Origin of the sequence: Bacteroides sp. NSJ-39, assembly GCF_014287315.1 — a bacterium.
GTDB classification, from domain to species: domain Bacteria; phylum Bacteroidota; class Bacteroidia; order Bacteroidales; family Bacteroidaceae; genus Bacteroides; species Bacteroides finegoldii.
The window spans coordinates 28,157-47,807 of the sequence record NZ_JACOOB010000003.1 but is presented as its reverse complement, the minus strand read 5'-3'; the positions used below and the strand labels follow the sequence as shown (position 1 = coordinate 47,807).

At 42.3% G+C, this 19,651-nt stretch carries 11 protein-coding genes; 8 read left to right on the top strand and 3 right to left on the bottom strand.

The window, feature by feature from the left end; genetic code table 11:
- Positions 1-15 precede the first annotated feature (15 nt).
- From H8S63_RS04820 to H8S63_RS04805, 4 genes are all read left to right on the top strand, one after another.
- A complete protein-coding gene (locus H8S63_RS04820; protein WP_186925885.1) occupies positions 16-2,874 on the top strand; it encodes a sugar-binding domain-containing protein in 2,859 nt (952 codons plus the stop codon).
- A 224-nt stretch (positions 2,875-3,098) separates the two neighbouring features.
- Complete coding sequence (locus tag H8S63_RS04815; RefSeq protein WP_186925884.1) at positions 3,099-5,300, top strand: glycoside hydrolase family 3 N-terminal domain-containing protein; 2,202 nt, start codon at positions 3,099-3,101, stop codon at positions 5,298-5,300.
- A gap of 8 nt (positions 5,301-5,308) precedes the next feature.
- Positions 5,309-6,397 (top strand): hypothetical protein, encoded by a 1,089-nt coding sequence (locus H8S63_RS04810; protein ID WP_186925883.1) that lies wholly within the window; start codon positions 5,309-5,311, stop codon positions 6,395-6,397.
- A 168-nt stretch (positions 6,398-6,565) separates the two neighbouring features.
- Positions 6,566-8,566 carry a glycoside hydrolase family 97 protein gene (locus H8S63_RS04805; protein WP_186925882.1) on the top strand — a complete coding sequence of 667 codons (2,001 nt, stop codon included), beginning with the start codon at positions 6,566-6,568 and terminating at the stop codon, positions 8,564-8,566.
- A gap of 65 nt (positions 8,567-8,631) precedes the next feature.
- Here the strand turns inward: H8S63_RS04805 and H8S63_RS04800 are convergent, their stop codons facing one another.
- The 3 genes from H8S63_RS04800 to H8S63_RS04790 form a co-directional block, all read right to left on the bottom strand.
- Complete coding sequence (locus H8S63_RS04800) at positions 8,632-10,359, bottom strand: TonB-dependent receptor (protein WP_186925881.1); 1,728 nt, start codon at positions 10,357-10,359, stop codon at positions 8,632-8,634.
- A 28-nt stretch (positions 10,360-10,387) separates the two neighbouring features.
- Positions 10,388-13,405: a tetratricopeptide repeat protein gene (locus tag H8S63_RS04795; protein WP_186925880.1), complete on the bottom strand. Its 3,018-nt coding sequence runs from the start codon at positions 13,403-13,405 to the stop codon at positions 10,388-10,390.
- A 70-nt stretch (positions 13,406-13,475) separates the two neighbouring features.
- Entirely contained in the window at positions 13,476-13,997 is a 522-nt protein-coding gene (locus H8S63_RS04790) for an NUDIX domain-containing protein (RefSeq protein WP_186925879.1), read from the bottom strand.
- Between the two features lie 212 nt (positions 13,998-14,209).
- Here H8S63_RS04790 and ahpC point away from each other — a divergent pair, with 212 nt between their 5' ends.
- The 4 genes from ahpC (at position 14,210) to H8S63_RS04770 (ending at position 19,650) form a co-directional block, all read left to right on the top strand.
- Complete coding sequence (gene ahpC, locus H8S63_RS04785; RefSeq protein WP_004307892.1) at positions 14,210-14,776, top strand: alkyl hydroperoxide reductase subunit C; 567 nt, start codon at positions 14,210-14,212, stop codon at positions 14,774-14,776.
- A gap of 146 nt (positions 14,777-14,922) precedes the next feature.
- A complete protein-coding gene (gene ahpF, locus H8S63_RS04780) occupies positions 14,923-16,473 on the top strand; it encodes an alkyl hydroperoxide reductase subunit F (RefSeq protein ID WP_186925878.1) in 1,551 nt (516 codons plus the stop codon).
- Between the two features lie 132 nt (positions 16,474-16,605).
- Positions 16,606-18,432 (top strand): metallophosphoesterase, encoded by a 1,827-nt coding sequence (locus H8S63_RS04775; RefSeq protein WP_186925877.1) that lies wholly within the window; start codon positions 16,606-16,608, stop codon positions 18,430-18,432.
- A gap of 414 nt (positions 18,433-18,846) precedes the next feature.
- A complete protein-coding gene (locus H8S63_RS04770) occupies positions 18,847-19,650 on the top strand; it encodes an inositol monophosphatase family protein (RefSeq protein ID WP_186925876.1) in 804 nt (267 codons plus the stop codon).
- Position 19,651 lies beyond the last annotated feature (1 nt).

The window sequence follows — 19,651 nt, the reverse complement described above, 5'->3', positions numbered from 1 at the left end:
ATTAAATCATATATTATGAATAAAGTTATGCGTAATCGATTAGCTGGAACTCTTTTATTATTATTTGTTTTTTTGTGTACATCATGGGCGCAGACATCAGGTTTGCGCAAAATGATTGATTTGAGCGGAACGTGGAGTTTTGCATTGGACCCTCACGACAAGGGAGAACAAGAAAAACTGTGGAACATGGATTTTGCAGAAACTGTGACTTTACCCGGTACAACAGATTCAAATCGAAAAGGAATAGAGAATACCAACAAGTCGGAGACCACTTATTTGTCCAGATATTATAAATATGAAGGTGCGGCATGGTATAGCCGGAATATAGAAATACCAGCCGACTGGAAAGAAAAGCATATCGTGTTGTTTCTGGAACGTACTCGTCCGACAACCGTGTGGATCGATGGTCGGGAAGTGGGTAAATGCAACTATTTATCTACCCCACAGGAATTTAATCTCACTCACTTCCTGGCTCCCGGTTCACATAAGCTGACTATTCGTGTAGATAACGGAAAAAGTATTCCCGGGCAGATTCGTTCAAGTTCTCACGCTTGTACGGAATCTACCCAGACAAACTGGAACGGTATTATCGGACGGATGGAATTGCGGGCAATGAATCCATTGTTTATTGAGTCCATTCAGGCTTTTCCTCAGGTAGAAGACCGCTCCGTAAAAGTGAAAATAACTCTTTCCAGTTCTTCAGGCATTGGTGGGAAGAAACTACAGTTGTCAGCTTCTGCTTTCAATACTGCCAAAAAGCATAAAGCCAGATCTGCGGAATATGATTTGAAAGAGGGGAGCAAGGAATATGAATTCACTTATCAGTTGGGAGATAATGCTGTATTGTGGAGTGACCTCCAGCCGGCTCTATATCAACTGAAAGCAGAGATAAATGGCATAGACGAGAAAACAGTTCGTTTCGGTTTGCGCGACTTTAAAACTGAAGAGACGCATTTCACTATCAATGGCGCCAAAACATTTCTTCGGGGAAAACATGATGCCTGTGTATTCCCTTTGACGGGCCATACGGCGATGGACTTGGAACAATGGTGTCGTTATTTCAGGATTTGTAAGGAATATGGATTGAATCATTGTCGTTTTCATTCTTGGTGCCCACCTACTGCGTGTTTTGAAGCTGCGGACTTGGAGGGTATTTACTTGCAGCCAGAATTACCTATCTGGGGAGGGTTTAAGAAAGAATCTGCCGAGCTGATGGATTTTCTGATGAAAGATGGAGAGAATATCATGCGTGAATATAGTAACCATGCTTCTTTTGTACTCTTTGCCTTGGGGAATGAGCTGGGAGGTGACATCGATGTGATGAAAGAGTTTGTAGATCGTTTCCGTTCCATAGAGCCGAGGCACCTATACACGTATGGTTCGAATATCTTTTTAGGCTCACGAGGACATATTCCGGGTGAGGATTTTCTGGTAACTTGTCGTGTAGGCAGTGGTGAGGGTTATTCTACTCATGCTCGTGCTTCTTTCTCTTTCGCAGATGCGGAAGAAGGTGGCTATCTTAATAATACCTATCCTAATTCGGTAATGAACTTTGATGAGGCTCTGGAAAAATCTCCTGTTCCGGTGATCGGACATGAAACCGGACAGTTTCAAACTTACCCAAATTATGAGGAGATGAAGAAATATACAGGAGTCTTAGCTCCCTGGAATTTTGAAGTGTTTCGTGACCGCTTGGAGAAAGTCGGCATGCTGGAACAGGCGGATGATTTTTTTAAAGCATCGGGTGCATGGTCTGTGGAACTTTATCGGGCAGATATTGAAATGAATCTCCGCTCCAAACGGATGGCTGGTTTTCAGTTACTCGATTTACAGGATTATCCGGGACAGGGGTCTGCTTATGTTGGTATTCTGGATGCTTTTATGGATAGTAAAGGATTGGTTGAACCGAAAAAATGGAGAGAATTCTGTAGTGAAGTGGTTCCTTTATTGACAACTGCCAAGTTCTGTTGGACAGGCGGTGAATCATTCGCAGGTACTGTTGAGATTGCCAATTATGGAGAAACTTCATTGAACGGAAAAAGTATTTCATGGGAACTCAAAGATAGGAAGAGAAGCCTTGGCAAAGGTAAGGTGGCTATTCCATCGGGATTAGGATTATTGACTGTCGGAACTATTTGTTTGACATTGCCCGATGTGGAGCAAGCGTATAAAGCCGAATTACTTTTGAAAGTATCCGGAACTTCCTATCAGAATAGTTATCCGCTATGGATATATCCTGCAAAGAAGCAATTGAAGACAGGTAATGTTGTAGTTGCCCGCCAACTAACGGATGATGTGCTGAATGCTTTAAAGCAAGGTGGAAAGGTACTGTTGATGCCTCGTGGGGAAGACTGTAAAGAAGTAACAGTGGGAGGATTGTTCCAGACCGACTATTGGAATTATCGTATGTTCAAAAGTATCTGTGATCGCATCAAGAAACCTGCTTCACCTGGTACATTGGGAATTCTGACCAATCCCACGCATCCGGTATTCAATGATTTCCCAACCGAATACCATACGAACTGGCAGTGGTATCCAATCATCAAACATAGCTATCCGCTTATTCTGGATGGTATGCCAAAAGAATACCGCCCTATTGTGCAGGTAATTGACAATGTGGAACGAAATCATAAACTCGGCTTATTGATGGAGTTGAATGTAGAGGGCGGTAAATTACTGCTTTGTATGTCCGACTTGGAAGCGGTACGTGACACACCGGAAGGGTTACAATTCTATGCCGTTTTGCTGGCGTATATGAATTCTTCAGATTTTAAACCGTCCACTTCATTGTCGGTAGAATCGTTCAAGAATCTGTTTGAGGCAGGTGTTCGGAAAGAGGGAATAAAAGTGCTGGATAATATCTCTTACGAATAAGTGAAGAGTAAGGAGAAAATCGTATCAATAAAGGCAAAAAAATGACAGAAGTGCTTGAATGCTATACGGAAAGAAATAGAAAAAAAGCAGACTTTACGATATTATTGTCCTTTTGTACGCAATTCGCCAATGTGAATCTGACCAGCGGCTATCTTTGCGATAGAAAGTAAAGCGTATGGAGGATATTAACATTTAAATCAATACAGATAAACTCTTATAATAAAATGATGAAAAGACTAATTGCATATTCGTGTATGGCGATTTTCGCTATGGGAAGCATGGCGCAGAATCAAAAGGATGAGGCTCAAATGAATCGTTTCATATCCGGTCTGATGGAAAAGATGACACTGGAAGAAAAAGTGGGGCAGCTAAGCCAATGTTCCGGTGGATTTGCCACAGGTCCTGATAATACACGTATCAGTCGGACAGAAGATATAAGTAAGGGATTGATCGGTTCTTTGCTGAATGTATCCGGTGCTGCCAATACTCGTAAATATCAGGAGGCAGCTATGAAATCACGTTTACAGATTCCTTTGCTTTTCGGATTGGATGTTATTCATGGATATAGAACAGGTTTTCCGTTGCCATTGGCAGAGGCTGCGAGTTTTGATCTGGATGCTATAGAAAGAGGATCGAGATGTGCGGCAAAGGAAGCTGCGGCAGCCGGGTTGCATTGGACGTTTGCTCCAATGGTGGATATTAGCTGGGATGCCCGGTGGGGGCGTGTGATGGAAGGGGCCGGTGAAGATCCTTATTATGGCTCGTTGGTTGCTAAGGCGCGTGTACATGGTTTACAGGGAGATGATTTATCGAAAGAGAATACTATTTTATCCTGTATTAAGCACTTTGCCGGATATGGTGCAGCTATTGCCGGAAAAGATTATAATAGTGTGGATATGTCGATGGGACAGTTTGCCAATTTCTATATGCCTCCTTACAAGGCTGGTGCAGAAGCCGGTGCTGCTACTTTCATGAGTGCGTTCAATGACTTTAATAACGAACCGTCTACCGGAAGTACTTTTCTGTTGAGGGAGCTTCTGAAGAATCAATGGGGATTTAAAGGGTTTGTAGTATCCGATTGGGGATCAGTGGGAGAAATGATGAACCACCGTTATGCGAAAGATGAAAAAGAAGCTGCTTATAAAGGAATCAAGGCCGGACTGGATATGGAGATGGTCAGTGAATGCTATTCCAAGAATCTGGTGTCTTTGGTAAAAGAGGGTAAGGTATCTATCAAGCTGGTGGATGATGCTGTCAGACGTATTTTGGAACAGAAATATAAACTGGGATTATTTGATGATCCGTTCAGATACTGTGATGAAGAAAGGGAACGTACAGTGATTGGTTCACAGGAATCCCGCAAGGAAGCATGCTATGTTTCCGAACGTTCTATTGTTCTTTTGAAAAATGAAAACTCGGTGTTACCGCTTTCTTCTTCTATCAAGAAAGTTGCTTTGATTGGTGCGCTTTCCAAATCGCAGAAAGATATGTGCGGTGCATGGTCCTGTGCAGAGGTTGGTAAAGTAGTAACCTTGTATGAGGCAATGGAGAAACGAGGAGTGGACATCAACTATAATGATGGGTACGATCTGAAAACGAATAAAATTGTAAATCTGGATCAGACTTTAGCTGCTGCCCGCCAATCGGATGTGGTTATCGTTGCAATGGGAGAACAAGCTTGGGAAAGCGGTGAGATGCGTTCGAAAGGAGATATTTCTATTGCTGCCGAACAACAGCGTTTGGTTTCCGAATTGGTGAAGACTGGTAAACCGGTAGTTGTACTAATGATGTGTGGTCGTCCTGTTATTTTCAATGAAGTTCGTCGGGATGCTCCCGCTATCTTATGTACCTGGTGGCTGGGGAGTGAAGCGGGTAACGCTATTTGTAATGTACTTTGGGGAGATTATAATCCTTCGGGTAAGCTGCCAATGACTTTTCCGCAGCATAACGGACAGATACCATTGTATTATCAATATAAGAGCACAGGACGCCCCACTGCATTGGGCGGATGGTGTGCGAAGTACATTGATATTCCTACGGAGCCTGCTTATCCGTTCGGCTACGGTTTGTCATACACTACTTTCAATTATTCGGATGTGAAACTGCTTCCGGGTGATGGAAAAGGTATTTATACACGTGTTGCTGTAACGGTTACCAATACTGGAAAATACGAGGGCGAGGAAGTTGCTCAGTTGTATGTACGTGATGAGGTGGCTTCTATCACTCGCCCTATCAAAGAATTGAAAGGCTTTGAAAAGATTAAACTGAATCCAGGTGAAAGCAAAACGGTCACCTTCGACGTAAAAGATGAACAACTAGGATTCTACAATAATCAGATGAAGTTCATTGTGGAGAAAGGAGACTTCACTTTGATGGTCGGTGGAAATAGTCGTGATTTACAAGAAATAAAATACATTCTTAACTAAGAACTAATATGAAAAACAACTGGAAAAGATGGCTTATATTTCCCGCTCTATTGCCTTTTTTCTCTTGGATGGAGGCAAAGACATTGGAGGAAAATCAGATTCAACAATCTTTAGACACCATTGAATACCGGGTATTTGTGGCTGTCGATAAGGCTGGAGTGAAGCATTGGGGAGGTAAAGAAGCTTATCAAGCGAAGCTGAATGCTTTTTTCGACCAAGTGAACGACTTCTGGAACAAAGCCGGCAATGGACGTTTCAACTACTATTTCCGTTATATACCGGATCTGCAGGTGATTTACAACTGTTCCTCCCGCCAATTGGAGAAAATCTATCAGAAGAGTGCCGGTTTTCCCAATCACGATGTACTGCTGATTATAGATTCTATTCTTGATTTTGACGATGAAGAATCGGCTAAAGGATGGTATTGCGGCGGTGGGGCGGACGATCTGAATATGGTAATTTGCCGTAGCCGTAGCAAGACGGAACATGAAGATCTGTTTGGTATCGACTATTTTCATAGAGGAGTGGCACATGAGTTCGGACATTATCGTGGGGCAACCGACTTGTATGCTGATAGAATCCGGGCAAAGAACAATCCGGTGAACCATATCGAATATGAACCTGACTCTTGTGTGATGAACAGTCATTATAAAACATATAAATGGAGCTCGTATGCAGTTCATATAATCAATCACACTGCCAAGTCCAAACGTCCGAGACGTGATTTCGACGGATTCTTCAAACAAATGTTCCCCGAAAACATACAGGTATCTGTAAAAGTGAAAGGTAAAAAGCAAAAAGGGGTAAAGCTGAATCTGTATGGTTCACGTGCAAAATTTAATGATCTGATCGCTACTCCTTACCGTACTTATGAGACGGATAAGAAAGGAGAATGTCTGATAACTGGTGTCCCCAACTTATATGATAGTCCCGCACCTCCTTTGCATACAGACGAATTGCCTTATAATCGCTGGTTCACTTTCTTGCTCGAAGCCGAATATAAAGGGGAAAAGAAATACGTATGGCTTCCCGAATATGAGGTACAACAGGCTTTCTTTGAGAATAAGGATACCTATCAGGTGACAATTGATTTCTAAAAAAATAGTAGCGCGAATGAGATAAGAAAGGTTCTATTTAGCACTTGTTCAATGCTTTATTAGCAGGAAATTCTTCCTGTTAAGCTCCCTCCTTTATCTCTGCCAAGCGGTACTCTTATGATAAATATGTAAATAAAAAACTGTGTGAAATACAAAAAGTATTAGTTTATGAAACGTATGATGAAAAGACTTTTGCCGGTTCTAATGGCTATCGCACCTCTAACCATTTGTGCACAGAAAGTGTACGAGCTGAAAGACATTTCCGGTAAAGTGCAGGTGAACGTGATTGTGAATGATAAGAATGTGGAATACTCCGTTCTTCACGACAACGATGTGATGGTGGCTCCGTCTCCTATTTTCATGAAACTAACTGATGGTACAGCTTTCGGACTCAATCCGAAAGTAAAGAAGATTAGCCGCCGTTCTGTAAATGAGACTATCTATCCTCCCATCTATAAGAAGAAATCAATCAAGGACCAGTTCAATGAACTGACCATTGACTTTAAAGGAGGATATAGCTTGGTGTTCAGAGCTTATGAAGATGGTGCAGCCTATCGTTTTGTCTCTGAACTGAAGAAGCCGTTTATGGTGGAAAGCGAGCAGGCTTCTTTTTGTTTTCCGAATGATCCGAAAGTTTTTGTAGCTTCACCGAAAGGCCGAATGAACGAGGGCAAGAAAGATCCTTTCTACAGTTCTTTCCAAAATACGTATCTGGAAACTGCCTTGTCTGCATGGGATAAGGAACAGATTGCCTTTTTACCGGTTTTGGTCGAGGGAAAGAACGGAAAGAAAATCTGTATCACTGAAGCCGATTTGATGGACTATCCGGGTATGTATGTGAAACATGGTGAGCATGGATATTCTCTGGATGGAATCTTTGCAGCTTATCCGAAAACGATAGTAGACGAAGTTCGCGGGCTGAAAGGGGTAGTAAAATCTCGTGAACCCTATATTGCTAAAGTGGAGGGAAACACAGCATTTCCCTGGCGTGTCATGGTCATTGCCAAGGAGGATGCAGAACTGCTTTGCAATGATATGGTATATAAACTGGCTACTCCGGCGCAATTTACAGATTTTTCTTGGATTAAACCGGGTAAAGTGGCTTGGGACTGGTGGAACGACTGGAATCTCTACAACGTGGATTTCCGCGCAGGTATCAACAATGAGACTTATAAATACTATATTGACTTTGCCTCGAAATTCGGTATCGAATATGTGATATTGGATGAGGGATGGGCAGTGCCGGGTAAAGCGGATTTGTTTGAGGTGATTCCTGAAATCGATTTGAAAGAGTTGATTAGCTATGCAAAAAGCAAAAATGTAGATTTGATACTTTGGGCGGGCTATCGTGCTTTTGAAAAAGACATGGATCGTGTATGTAAGCATTATGCCGCAATGGGAATCAAAGGTTTCAAGATTGATTTTATGGACCGTGACGACCAACAAGTAGTTGAGTTTAACCGTAAAGCGGCTGAAACCGGAGCAAAATACAAATTGCTGATAGATCTCCATGGAACGTTCAAACCGACTGGCTTGCAACGTACTTATCCGAATACGATCAATTTCGAGGGTGTCCATGGACTGGAAGAAATGAAGTGGGCAGAACCGGGAACAGATCAAGTGATATATGATGTGACAGTTCCTTTCATCCGCATGGTTGCCGGACCGCTTGATTATACGCAGGGAGCGATGAATAACGTAATCATGAAGAACTTTCATGCTGTCTATACAGAACCGATGAGCCAGGGTACCCGTTGCCGTCAGTTAGCATTGTATACCATTTTTGATTCTCCTATTAATATGCTGTGTGATGCACCTACTAATTATCTGAAAGAGGAAGAATGTACGAAGTTTATCGCTGCCATTCCTACTGTATGGAATCAGACACTTCCGATAAGCGGAAAAGTAGGCGAACATATTGTAATGGCACGTGAGAAAGACGGCATTTGGTATGTAGGTGGATTGACCGACTGGAAAGAGCGTGATGTTGAAGTCGATCTGTCTTTCTTGGGTGATGGTGAGTTCAATGCGGAAATATTTAGAGATGGTATCAATGCCGATCGTGTTGGGAAAGATTATAAACGTGAAGTGATCCGCGTATCAGCCAATAAGAAGTTGAAATTACACATGGCTCCCGGTGGTGGATTTGTTATAAGGATAACAAAATAATTGAAGGTTGTTTTGGTTTGTAAAGGGGGTATTCATATAAGTAGGAATGCCCCCTTTTCTTTATCTTAGAACCGGAAACTCAGTCCTCCTAAGAAGTTGAATCCTTCGGCGGGATAGCCCAAATAATATTGATATTTCTTGTTTAGCAGGTTATGTACTTGCGCATAAACGGATACTCCTTTGAATACATTATAGCTGGCTCCGATATGCAGATCGCTAATATCTGACATATTGAAAGATGTTGCTTCCTCCTTGCGGCTGATGTAATCAAAACCGGCATTCAGTTGAAGTGCAGAGGTGGGATGTACGTTGAGAGAGATGGATGCTTCATTTTCAGGCTTTACGGCAAGTAGATATTCGTTATTGTCACTGTTCCAGTTGCGGTATATGTAATGGGCGGACAGGGACAGTACATCTTTGTAGTCATAAGTTAATTTTATGCCGGCATAGACATTATCGGTGTGTATTTGTGTGAAAGCGAGCATGGTATTTACTGTTCCGATGCTTGTATCGGACAAACTTGAATAGGAGTAAAGCAAGTCATTCTTTAAATTCTGGTATCCACCGAACAGTTGGAACCATATACCTGGATAAGGGCTGGCTTTCAGTCCTAGGCTAGCGTTCAGTTGTTCATACGTGTCATAAGGACGGCGGTTGCTTGATTCGGCAGATGTTGTTGAAAAGTAAGAGTCTCCGTATGGACAAAGGCTTTCCAATCTTCGGAAATCATTCAGTTGCTTACCGCCAGTTGCTTTTGCATAAACAATGTAACTGTCCGAGAAAATGTATTGTGCAGTGACATCCGGTGAAATACGGAATGACTTGTCGAATCCGAAAGATAAATCTACATTGGCTCCGATGTATAATTTCCAATCGTCATTATTCAATTCATAATATGGATTCACAAGTAGAGTCGTATAGTTCTTGAAATATTCATCTCCCGTAGATGGGTTCTTAGTGTATCCACTGTATAAAAGATTATTCATTTCCAATGCGATAGTAACGGATTGTTGATCGTTGATGGCTCCTGTGACATCACCTTTGGTGCGTATGATTGTTTCCTTGATGGCTGTATTTGCATCATTTTCACTGATCATATTGTGTTGGCGTTCGTACATCAACAGGTTCGTTTCTGCATTGAAACGCAGTGGTGCAGTCTCATCAATGAAATGAATACCCGCATGGAAGTCACCGGAAGTGAATTTCTGCTTGCTGTTGACGCTTCCCGGCAGGAAGTTGAAGTTGCTTAGCCCGAAGTTTCCGGCAATATTCAAGTCTAATTTATTGAACTGGTGCGTATAATCCACATTGGCACGTGTGCGGTAGTAAAAAGCATTCCATTTTTCGCCGTCTGTGTAAGGGAGAGTCAACTTCCCATCCATACCGTCCATTTGAAAACGTACATTCAGCTTGTCTTTCTTCGACAGACGGAATAGATAATTGGTGAGGATGTCCAGATTGCCTAAATTGCCGTAACCGGCACGTACATATCCGGGGGCGCTTCCGGGTTGTATTTCTTTTCCGGTATAAGGATTCATCAACCCTGCCGGAACGGAAGTTGCCGGAAAGAATGTAGTAGCATATTCCACTTCTTTTTTGCTGACAGTCGGTTCTTCGACTTTAGGCAGGACGTTCACTTTGGAAGCATCCATGATGTCCGGATTGTATTCTTGTTCCACAACAACGGTACGATTCATGGTCGTATCTTTCGGCTGTGTCGTTTGGGCTAGGAGATGGGATGGCATGGAGATTGCCAATGTGATTCCACCTATTATATAAAGAGATCGTTTCATTTTAGTTTTATATTTTAGTTCTCAACTTTCAATTTTTAACTTTCAATTTGCTCAGTCTGCTTTCGATCATAGTTGCGATGTCATCGTTGCCTTGATAATTCTGTTGCAGACTCAACAGGTATTGGCGTGCATCCAAGTCTTTGCCCATGGCGGCATATACATCGGACAAAAGGACAAAACTGCGTGCCAGCCAATAAGCGTGTGGTGTACTTTGCTCTATGTAGTTGAGAAGTTCTTTCTCGGCGGCGTTGTATTCTTTTGCATCGTAAAGCGATTGCGCCACCAGATATTTGGCTTCAGCTCCATATGCATTACGTGTATCTTTGGCTAACTCACGCAAATCATCCACAGCTTTTTTATCGGCTTTCTGCTTGGTATATGCTTTGGCGCGATAATAAAGGGCTTCGTTTCTTAGCTCCGGACTAAGTTTGGCTTCTGCCAGCAAGTCAGTAGCGGCATGAATTGTTTCGATGTCGTCTCTCAGCAGAAAAGCGCAACGAAGTACTCCGGTTTCAGCAAGCTGGCGGCGTTCCACATTAGTTGCTTTCTCTTTCAGCATTTTATAGCTGGTCAAAGCGTCTGCAGTCTGTTGCTGATTGAACTGTACTTCGGCACGAAGAATAAGAGCCTCTTCTGCAAACGGATTGTTGGGGTATTCCAATAGCTTTCCGGAATGGAGAAGAATCATATCATAGTTCTTCTGTTCGCTTCCGATCAAGCAAAGATGGTAATGTGCGTTCAAGCTGAAAGCTCCTTCCGGGAAAGTCTGCAAGTATTTGTTGAAACTTGTTTTTGCTTCTTCCAGTCGTCCCCGCATATAGATTTTTTCTGCGGCAGTATATGTCAGAGAGTCCTGCTCATTGGCATCGAAGCGGATATGTCCCGGCATGGCATTGGCAAGAGCAGCAAATTCATCGATACGGTTGAGATCTACATAGATCGATTTTAGATCGCGCATAGCCATCCGGGCTTCTTCACTGCCCGGATATTTTTCGATAACTTGTTTATAGGCTTCGATTGCCTGGTTGTAGTCATCCTTTTGATAATACAGCAAACCGATTTCTGCAGCGGCTTTTCTGCTGACAGGGCTTTCCGGATATTTGTTCATTAGTTCTTTAAAGGAAGTAATAGCCTGGTTATTGTTATCCATCAGCACATACGACCGTCCTTTTTCATAAATGGCATTCACAGCGTATGGAGAAGCCGGATATTTTCCTATCAGACGATTCAGTAGGGTGATTTTGCCGGAATAATCTTTCTGTAGACCGGACACAAGAGCCAATTGATAGAAAGAATAGTCTCCGGAGGGAGTATTCATTTGTTCGGCTTGTGAATAATAATGCTTGGCCTCTTCGAAATTGCGTACGTGTAGGTAACAGTCGCCAACACGGTTATAGGCATCGGCAAGCGCGGTTGTATTTTCTCCTTTCTCCAGCCGGATATATTTTTGGAAGTAGTGACTTGCCTGGGAATAATCTTTTCGGTGGAAAGCGATGTATCCTAAATTGTAATTGGCAAGTGCATACGTTTCATTGTTGGGTTGGGTTGTCAGTTGCAGATATGCATTGAAGTCACGTGCGGCTTCCGTCATACGGTTGAGGCGATAGTAGGATTCTCCGCACCAATAATACGCGTCTGCTTTCGTCTGACGGTTGTATTGTCCGATAGCTATGGATTGATTCAGGTATTTCAAGGCTTGTTCAAAGTTGGCATTGGCGAAGGACTGTGTACCTAACTGAAACAATATTTTCTGTTTGGCTTCCAATATCTGAGCGCTTGGCTTGGCTATCCGGTCGATGGATTTCAGGGCTGCATCATAACTGCGGGTATTCATGTAAACTTCTACCAAATAGCTGCTGACTTTTTCAGCGTAAGGAGAAGTCGGAAATTCGTTCAGGAATTTCTCGAAAGCAGTAACGGATTCGCCGAAAGCGGAGAAGGAGGTTTCATGCAGGCAAAGAGCGTAATTGTAAGCTGCCTGTTCCTTGATTTGCATATTAGCACTGGAGGCGGCTGCTTGTTCGAAAGCCATGCGGGCTTTGCTTTTTTCTGCCAGTTGCAGATAAGAGAGCCCCATGTGGAGGTATGCGTTTTGTGTAAGGGCGTCGTTGGTTGTTGTCACTTTACCTAATGTTTCGGCTGCTTTGGAATAGACTTTTGTCTGATAATAAGAAAGTCCCAGCATATAAAGTGCATCACGACGAGGTGCTGAGTGATCTTTATCAAGATATTCGTTAAATGATTCTACTGCTTGGTGATATTGTCCGAAGTGGTAGTAGGCATCTCCCAGAATGCGGTACATTTCTGCAGTATGTTCGTTGTTTGGATAGGCCGACAGATAGTTTTGTGCTACAATCTGTGCCTTATCGTAGTTTTGAAGCTGTGCATAAATTTCGGCAATGTAGTAGGGGACAAGTGCCTTGTACTTCGAATCGTCCTGTAATGGCAGGAAGCCTTTCAGTGCTTCGTTATAGCGTTTTTGCGTATAGCGGATATAAGAGAGATAATAATCACAGTCTTTGGCATATTTGGGACTGTTGGCACGTAATGTTTCAAACCAAATTGCGGCTTCTCGTAGATTATCGGTTTTCAGATAACAGGTAGCCAATTGGTAAGTGCAGTCATCCCGTTCTTCATTACCCAGCAGACCGAGGTCGGCAGAGTTGAAGAGCGCCAGTGCTTCATCGTATTTTCCTTCATAGAAATAGCAGGAGGCTAATAGTGCATAAATACGGTTGGCGTAAGGAGTGTCCGGATAGCGGTCGAGATACTTGCGCAGGATTTCGATCCGGTTTTTGTCTTTCAGTTCATAAGCGGAACTGGCCAGCATGTATTCTGCGTCTTGAAGAAGGCTGGTGGCAGGCTTTTGTTTTACAAATGCTTTCAGTGCTGGCAGGGCAGCTGCATAATTTTTTTCCTGGAAAAGTTCTTTCCCTTCTTTATAAAGGTTGTCGGTCGAAGTGAACTTATCACTTGTCTGGGCAAATCCTATAATAGGCGTGCAGCAGATAGCCGCACAAATGAGTCTAGTAATTTCTTTTTTCATAATCGGGTGTTTATGCAAAAGTACAGAATGAAAGGGGATATGTTTCTGTAGTTTGTTATATTTTAACGAATTATCTGCCAGATAAGAACTTTTTAAGTCCTCGGCGAATAGAATCCAGTCCAAAATCTTCCGAATTAATTTCGGAGAGAGGCAGGAAGAAAGCATCTGCTACATCATCCATGGCAGAGAAATGGCTCATGTTTTCTACAGTGCAGAGGAAAAACATATCGAGTGTGTGTACAGGAAAACCTGAATAAACATAAATATTGGGAAGTGTGAACTGGTAAACGGCTTTTTTAACTTTCAGCCCTGTTTCTTCCAGCACTTCGCGTGCAACGCCTTCTTCGCCTGTTTCATTCATATCGATGAATCCGCCGGGTAGGTCGAGAGTTCCTTTGGCTGGCTCTTTGGCACGTCGGCAGACAAGCAGTTCATTTTTCTCATTCAAGATGAGTGCTACTGTGGCAGCAGAAGGATTGAAGTAATAGACAAAGCCGCAATCTGCACATTTTTTAGATTTCTCGTTGTTGACCTCAAAATGAGAGGAACCACATTCAGGGCAATATAAGAATTGGGCAAGAGGATGTTCCATAATCGTATATATTTTCCAGGTTTTTGTTTATGCACGCAAAGGTATAAAATGCTTTTATTAATTTCATCTATCACCGCATAGAAATATTCGATTGGACTTTTTTTGTAAAGGCGGGGCTTCTGCCTTTATCTTTGCATCAGAAACAAAAAACAAAAGATTGTTTCTGATGTTATAAGTCAAATCAATTAATAACAATAAAAGCAATAAAGATTATGGAACCAATTTTAAATTCTCAACTTCCTGAATTCAGCGTTCAGGCTTTTCACAACGGAGCTTTCAAGACTGTAACCAACAATGACCTGAAAGGTAAATGGGCGATTCTTTTCTTCTATCCTGCTGACTTTACTTTCGTATGTCCTACCGAATTGGTGGATATGGCTGAAAAGTACGATCAGTTCAAGGCGATGGGTGTAGAAATCTATTCGGTAAGTACTGACTCTCATTTCGTGCACAAAGCTTGGCATGATGCTTCTGAAAGTATTCGCAAGATTCAATACCCAATGTTGGCAGACCCGACTGGCGCTTTGAGCCGTGCACTGGGTGTATATATCGAAGAAGAGGGTATGGCTTATCGCGGTACATTCGTTGTCAATCCAGAAGGAAAGATTAAAGTGGTGGAACTGAATGATAACAATATTGGCCGTGATGCAAGTGAATTGCTTCGTAAAGTGGAAGCTGCACAGTTTGTAGCCAGCCATGACGGAGAAGTTTGCCCGGCTAAATGGAAGAAGGGTGAGTCTACCCTGAAACCAAGCATTGACCTGGTAGGTAAGATTTGATAGATCTTGATAATGGTGATTATGGGAGGCCGGTAACGGGAAACGCTGCCGGCCTTTTTTAAGCAGTGGAGAGAGTACGAGTAATGAAGAGAAAAAAGAGAGAGAAAAAGAATAAGCGAGAGAAGAAACAATAAAGGAGAAAAAGTATGTTAGAATCTGCATTAAAAGAACAACTGAAGGGTATCTTTGCCGGACTGGAGGCAAATTTCGCTTTTGATATATCCGTATCGTCCAGTCATGAGAATCGTGCTGAACTGCTGGAACTTTTGGGAGATATAGCAGACTGTTCCGATCATATCACTTATTCGGTGAATGAAGGAAACGGGCTGAAATTTACTTTATTAAAGAATGGTAACGCCACAGGAATTACTTCCCGCGGTATTCCGAACGGACACGAATTTACTTCTTTGCTGCTTGCTATCCTCAATCTGGATGGTAAAGGGAAGAACTTCCCCGATGAGGCTGTTTGTAACCGTGTGAAAGCACTGAAAGGCCCTATACACTTAGTTACTTACGTCTCACTGACTTGTACGAATTGTCCTGACGTGGTACAGGCTCTCAATGCAATGGCAACGCTGAATCCTGCCATTACTCACGAAATGGTAGACGGCGCACTTTATCAGGATGAAGTAGATGCATTGAAGATACAGGGAGTACCTTCTGTATTTGCCGATGGAAAGCTGCTTCATGTAGGCCGTGGTGAATTCGGTGAGCTGCTCGCCAAGCTGGAGGAACAATATGGTATTGACGATACCAAAGCGATGAATGAGGTGAAAGAGTATGATGTGATTGTAGCTGGTGGAGGTCCTGCCGGAGTATCGTCCGCTATTTATTCAGCTCGTAAGGGGCTGCGTGTGGCTATTGTAGCCGAACGCATCGGAGGGCAAGTAAAGGAAACTGTCGGCATTGAGAATCTGATTTCTGTCCCAGAAACCACGGGAAATGAACTTGCTAATAATTTGAAAACTCATTTACTGCGTTATCCGGTAGATTTATTGGAACATCGTAAAATAGAGAAAGTAGAAGTACTTGGAAAGCAAAAGATAGTAACTACCTCTGTTGGGGAGAAATTCCTGGCTCCAGCACTGATTATTGCAACCGGTGCAAGCTGGCGTAAACTGAATGTTCCGGGAGAAGCGGAGTATATCGGTCGTGGTGTTGCTTTCTGCCCTCATTGTGATGGGCCGTTTTATAAGGGAAAGCATGTAGCAGTAGTAGGTGGAGGAAATTCTGGCATTGAGGCAGCGATTGACTTGGCTGGTATCTGTTCCAAAGTCACTGTTTTTGAATTTATGGATGAGTTGAAAGCAGACAGTGTACTTCAAGATCGACTTAAATCATTGCCGAACGTGGAAGTGTTTGTAAGTTCACAGACTACGGAAGTGATAGGAAATGGTGATAAACTGACTGCCCTGCGCATCAAAGATCGCAAAACGGAAGAAGAACGTTTGGTTGAGTTGGATGGTGTATTTGTACAAATCGGGCTTTCTGCGAATAGCAGTGTATTCCGCGACATAGTGGAAACCAACCGTCCGGGCGAAATCATGATTGATGCACATTGCCGTACGAATGTGACGGGTATCTATGCAGCCGGAGATGTTTCTACGGTTCCTTATAAGCAAATCATTATCTCTATGGGCGAAGGAGCGAAAGCTGCGCTTTCTGCATTTGACGATAGAGTGAGAGGGATTATCTGATATATTCAGATATGAAAGACACACAAACAAGACAATTAAGAGTCCGCAAAGGTATGAATCCGTATCTTTGCGGCTTTTTATTTTTTTTCTTACCTTTGGGGGAACTTAACATAACCCCCAAAAATGAAGAACATGAAAAAGATCTTTTTACTCATTTCCGTCATCTTATTTATTTTTCCGGTACAGGCTCAACATGCATTGAGACTGATGACTTATAATATTAAAAATGCGAATGGCATGGATGATATTTGTAGTTTTCAACGGGTAGCCAATGTGATAAATAATGCTTCTCCTGATGTCGTGGCTATACAAGAGGTGGACAGTATGACCCGTCGGAGCGGACAGAAATATGTGCTGGGTGAGATAGCTGAACGTACACAAATGCATGCTTGTTTTGCACCTGCTATAGAGTTTGAAGGAGGTAAATATGGAATCGGACTGTTGACAAAGCAAGTTCCGCTACGTTTACAAACTATCCCTTTACCTGGTAGAGAAGAGGCCCGCACCTTGATTCTGGCAGAATTTGAGGATTATATCTATTGTTGTACTCATATGTCGTTGACCGAAAAAGACCGTATGAAGTCATTGGAGGTCGTGAAATCATTCGTCGCTCCTTATAAAAAGCCTCTTTTTCTGGCTGGGGACATGAATGCTGAACCGGAATCCGACTTTATAAAGGAGTTACAGAAAAACTTTCAGATGCTCTCCAATCCTAAACAATTTACTTATCCGGCTCCTGATCCCAAGGAGACTATAGATTATATTACCGCATTGAAGTCAAATGCTAATGGCTTCGCTCTTATATCCTCTCAAGTGTTGGATGAACCGATGGCCTCCGACCATCGTCCTATACTTGTTGAGTTGCGTACAGCTGAAAAGGCAGATAAAATATTTCGTACTAAACCTTATTTACAGAATCCCATAGGTAATGGTATGACAGTTATGTGGGAAACTACCGTTCCGGCATATTGTTGGGTGGAATATGGAACAGACACTACTCAACTGAAACGCGCTCGTACAATTGTTGACGGACAGGTAGTCTGCAATAATAAGCTGCATAAAATACATATCAACGATCTGATACCGGGACAGAAATATTATTATCGTGTATGTTCACAAGAAATGTTGCTTTATCAAGCATATAAAAAGATATTCGGAAATACAGCCCGGTCGGAATTCAGTGAATTTACTCTTCCGGCAACAAATGCGGATTCCTTTACTGCTATTGTCTTCAATGATTTGCACCAACATACGAAAACTTTCCGTGCTTTATGTAAACAGATACAGCATATCAACTATGATTTTGTAGTTTTCAATGGCGATTGTGTAGACGAGCCTGTCGATCATGAACAAGCTACCTCTTTTATCTGTGAACTGACCGAAGGTGTACATAGTGACCGTGTACCGACTTTCTTTATGCGTGGTAATCATGAGATTCGCAATGCTTACTCTATCGGTTTACGTGACCATTACGACTATGTAGGAAATAAAACATACGGTTCTTTCAACTGGGGAGATACCCGCATCGTTATGCTTGATTGTGGAGAGGATAAACCGGATTCCCATTGGGTCTATTATGATTTGAATGATTTTACCCAGTTGCGAAATGAACAAGTGGATTTTTTGAAAAAGGAACTTTCCGCCAAAGAATTTAAGAAAGCGAAGAAACGTATCCTCCTGCATCATATCCCTCTTTATGGCAATGATGGGAAGAATCTTTGTGCTGAACTATGGACTAAACTGCTGGAAAAAGCTCCTTTTGATATCTGTCTGAATGCTCATACTCATAAGTATGCTTATCACCCGAAAGGTGAGTTGGGGAATCATTTTCCGGTTATTATAGGTGGAGGATATAAGATGGAGGGTGCTACCGTGATGATTCTTGAGAAGAGGAAAGAAGAGCTCAGAGTCAGGGTGTTGAATGCAAAGGGAGAAACTTTGTTGGATATAACGGTCTGAATAATGTATATGATAGCTTGAATCGTGGAATTGAATTTCACCCCAAAAGTTTAGTATCTAACTTTTGGGGCATAAGATGTGGTTTTTTATTATGACGTAAAGCTAAAAGGAAAAATTAAGATAGAAAATATGGCATCGCCGAGACGCTTGCTGAGAGATGATGGGAAAAGTATGAGAGATACAGGCTGGTAGGATCATTTCTCATTTGCTATTCTATTGATAATGTATGTGTTAACTGTAATTTATGAGAGATATGAGAGATGAAAAATAAAAAAACGTTCTAGTATGCTGGGATTTTTGTTTTCTTACTATGAATGTTTAAAGTTTGCTACTCTTATGAAAATAGCAATTCCTTTCAATGGTTTTTCGTGAGAAAAGCTATACCTTCGAGGCACTTTTAATATAGATATTGGAATGTTAGATTTAAAGCAACTTACAGCAGATGTGTGTCGTATTGCAACTGAAGCTGGACATTTTTTGAAAGAAGAACGTAAGAATTTCCGTCGTGAACGTGTTGAAGAGAAACATGCGCATGATTATGTCTCTTATGTAGATAAGGAGTCGGAAGTACGTGTAGTGAGAGCTCTTTCCGCTTTACTACCCGAAGCTGGATTTATAACGGAAGAAGGGTCGGTCACTTACCAGGATGAACCTTATTTTTGGGTGATTGACCCGTTGGACGGCACTACGAATTATATCCATGATGAGGCTCCTTATTGTGTATGCATCGCTTTGCGCAATCGTACCGAGCTTTTATTAGGAGTCGTTTATGAAGTTTGTCGGGATGAATGTTTTTATGCGTGGAAAGGTGGAAAGGCCTTTATGAATGGTAAGGAAATCCATGTATCGGATATTCGGGATGTAAAAGATGCGTTCGTCATTACCGAGTTGCCTTATAACCATCTGCAATATAAACAAACGGCTCTCCATTTGATAGATCGGCTTTATGGGGTAGTAGGTGGTATTCGAATGAATGGTTCGGCCGCCGCAGCCATTTGTTATGTGGCTATGGGGCGTTTTGATGCTTGGGCGGAAGCTTTTATTGGAAAGTGGGATTATTCGGCAGCAGCTTTGATTGTGCAGGAAGCAGGAGGAAAAGTTACTAATTTCTATGGTGAGGACCACTTTATAGAAGGACATCATATCATTGCAACGAACGGATACCTTCATCCTTTATTTCAGAAGCTATTGGCGGAGGTCCCTCCGTTAGATATGTAGG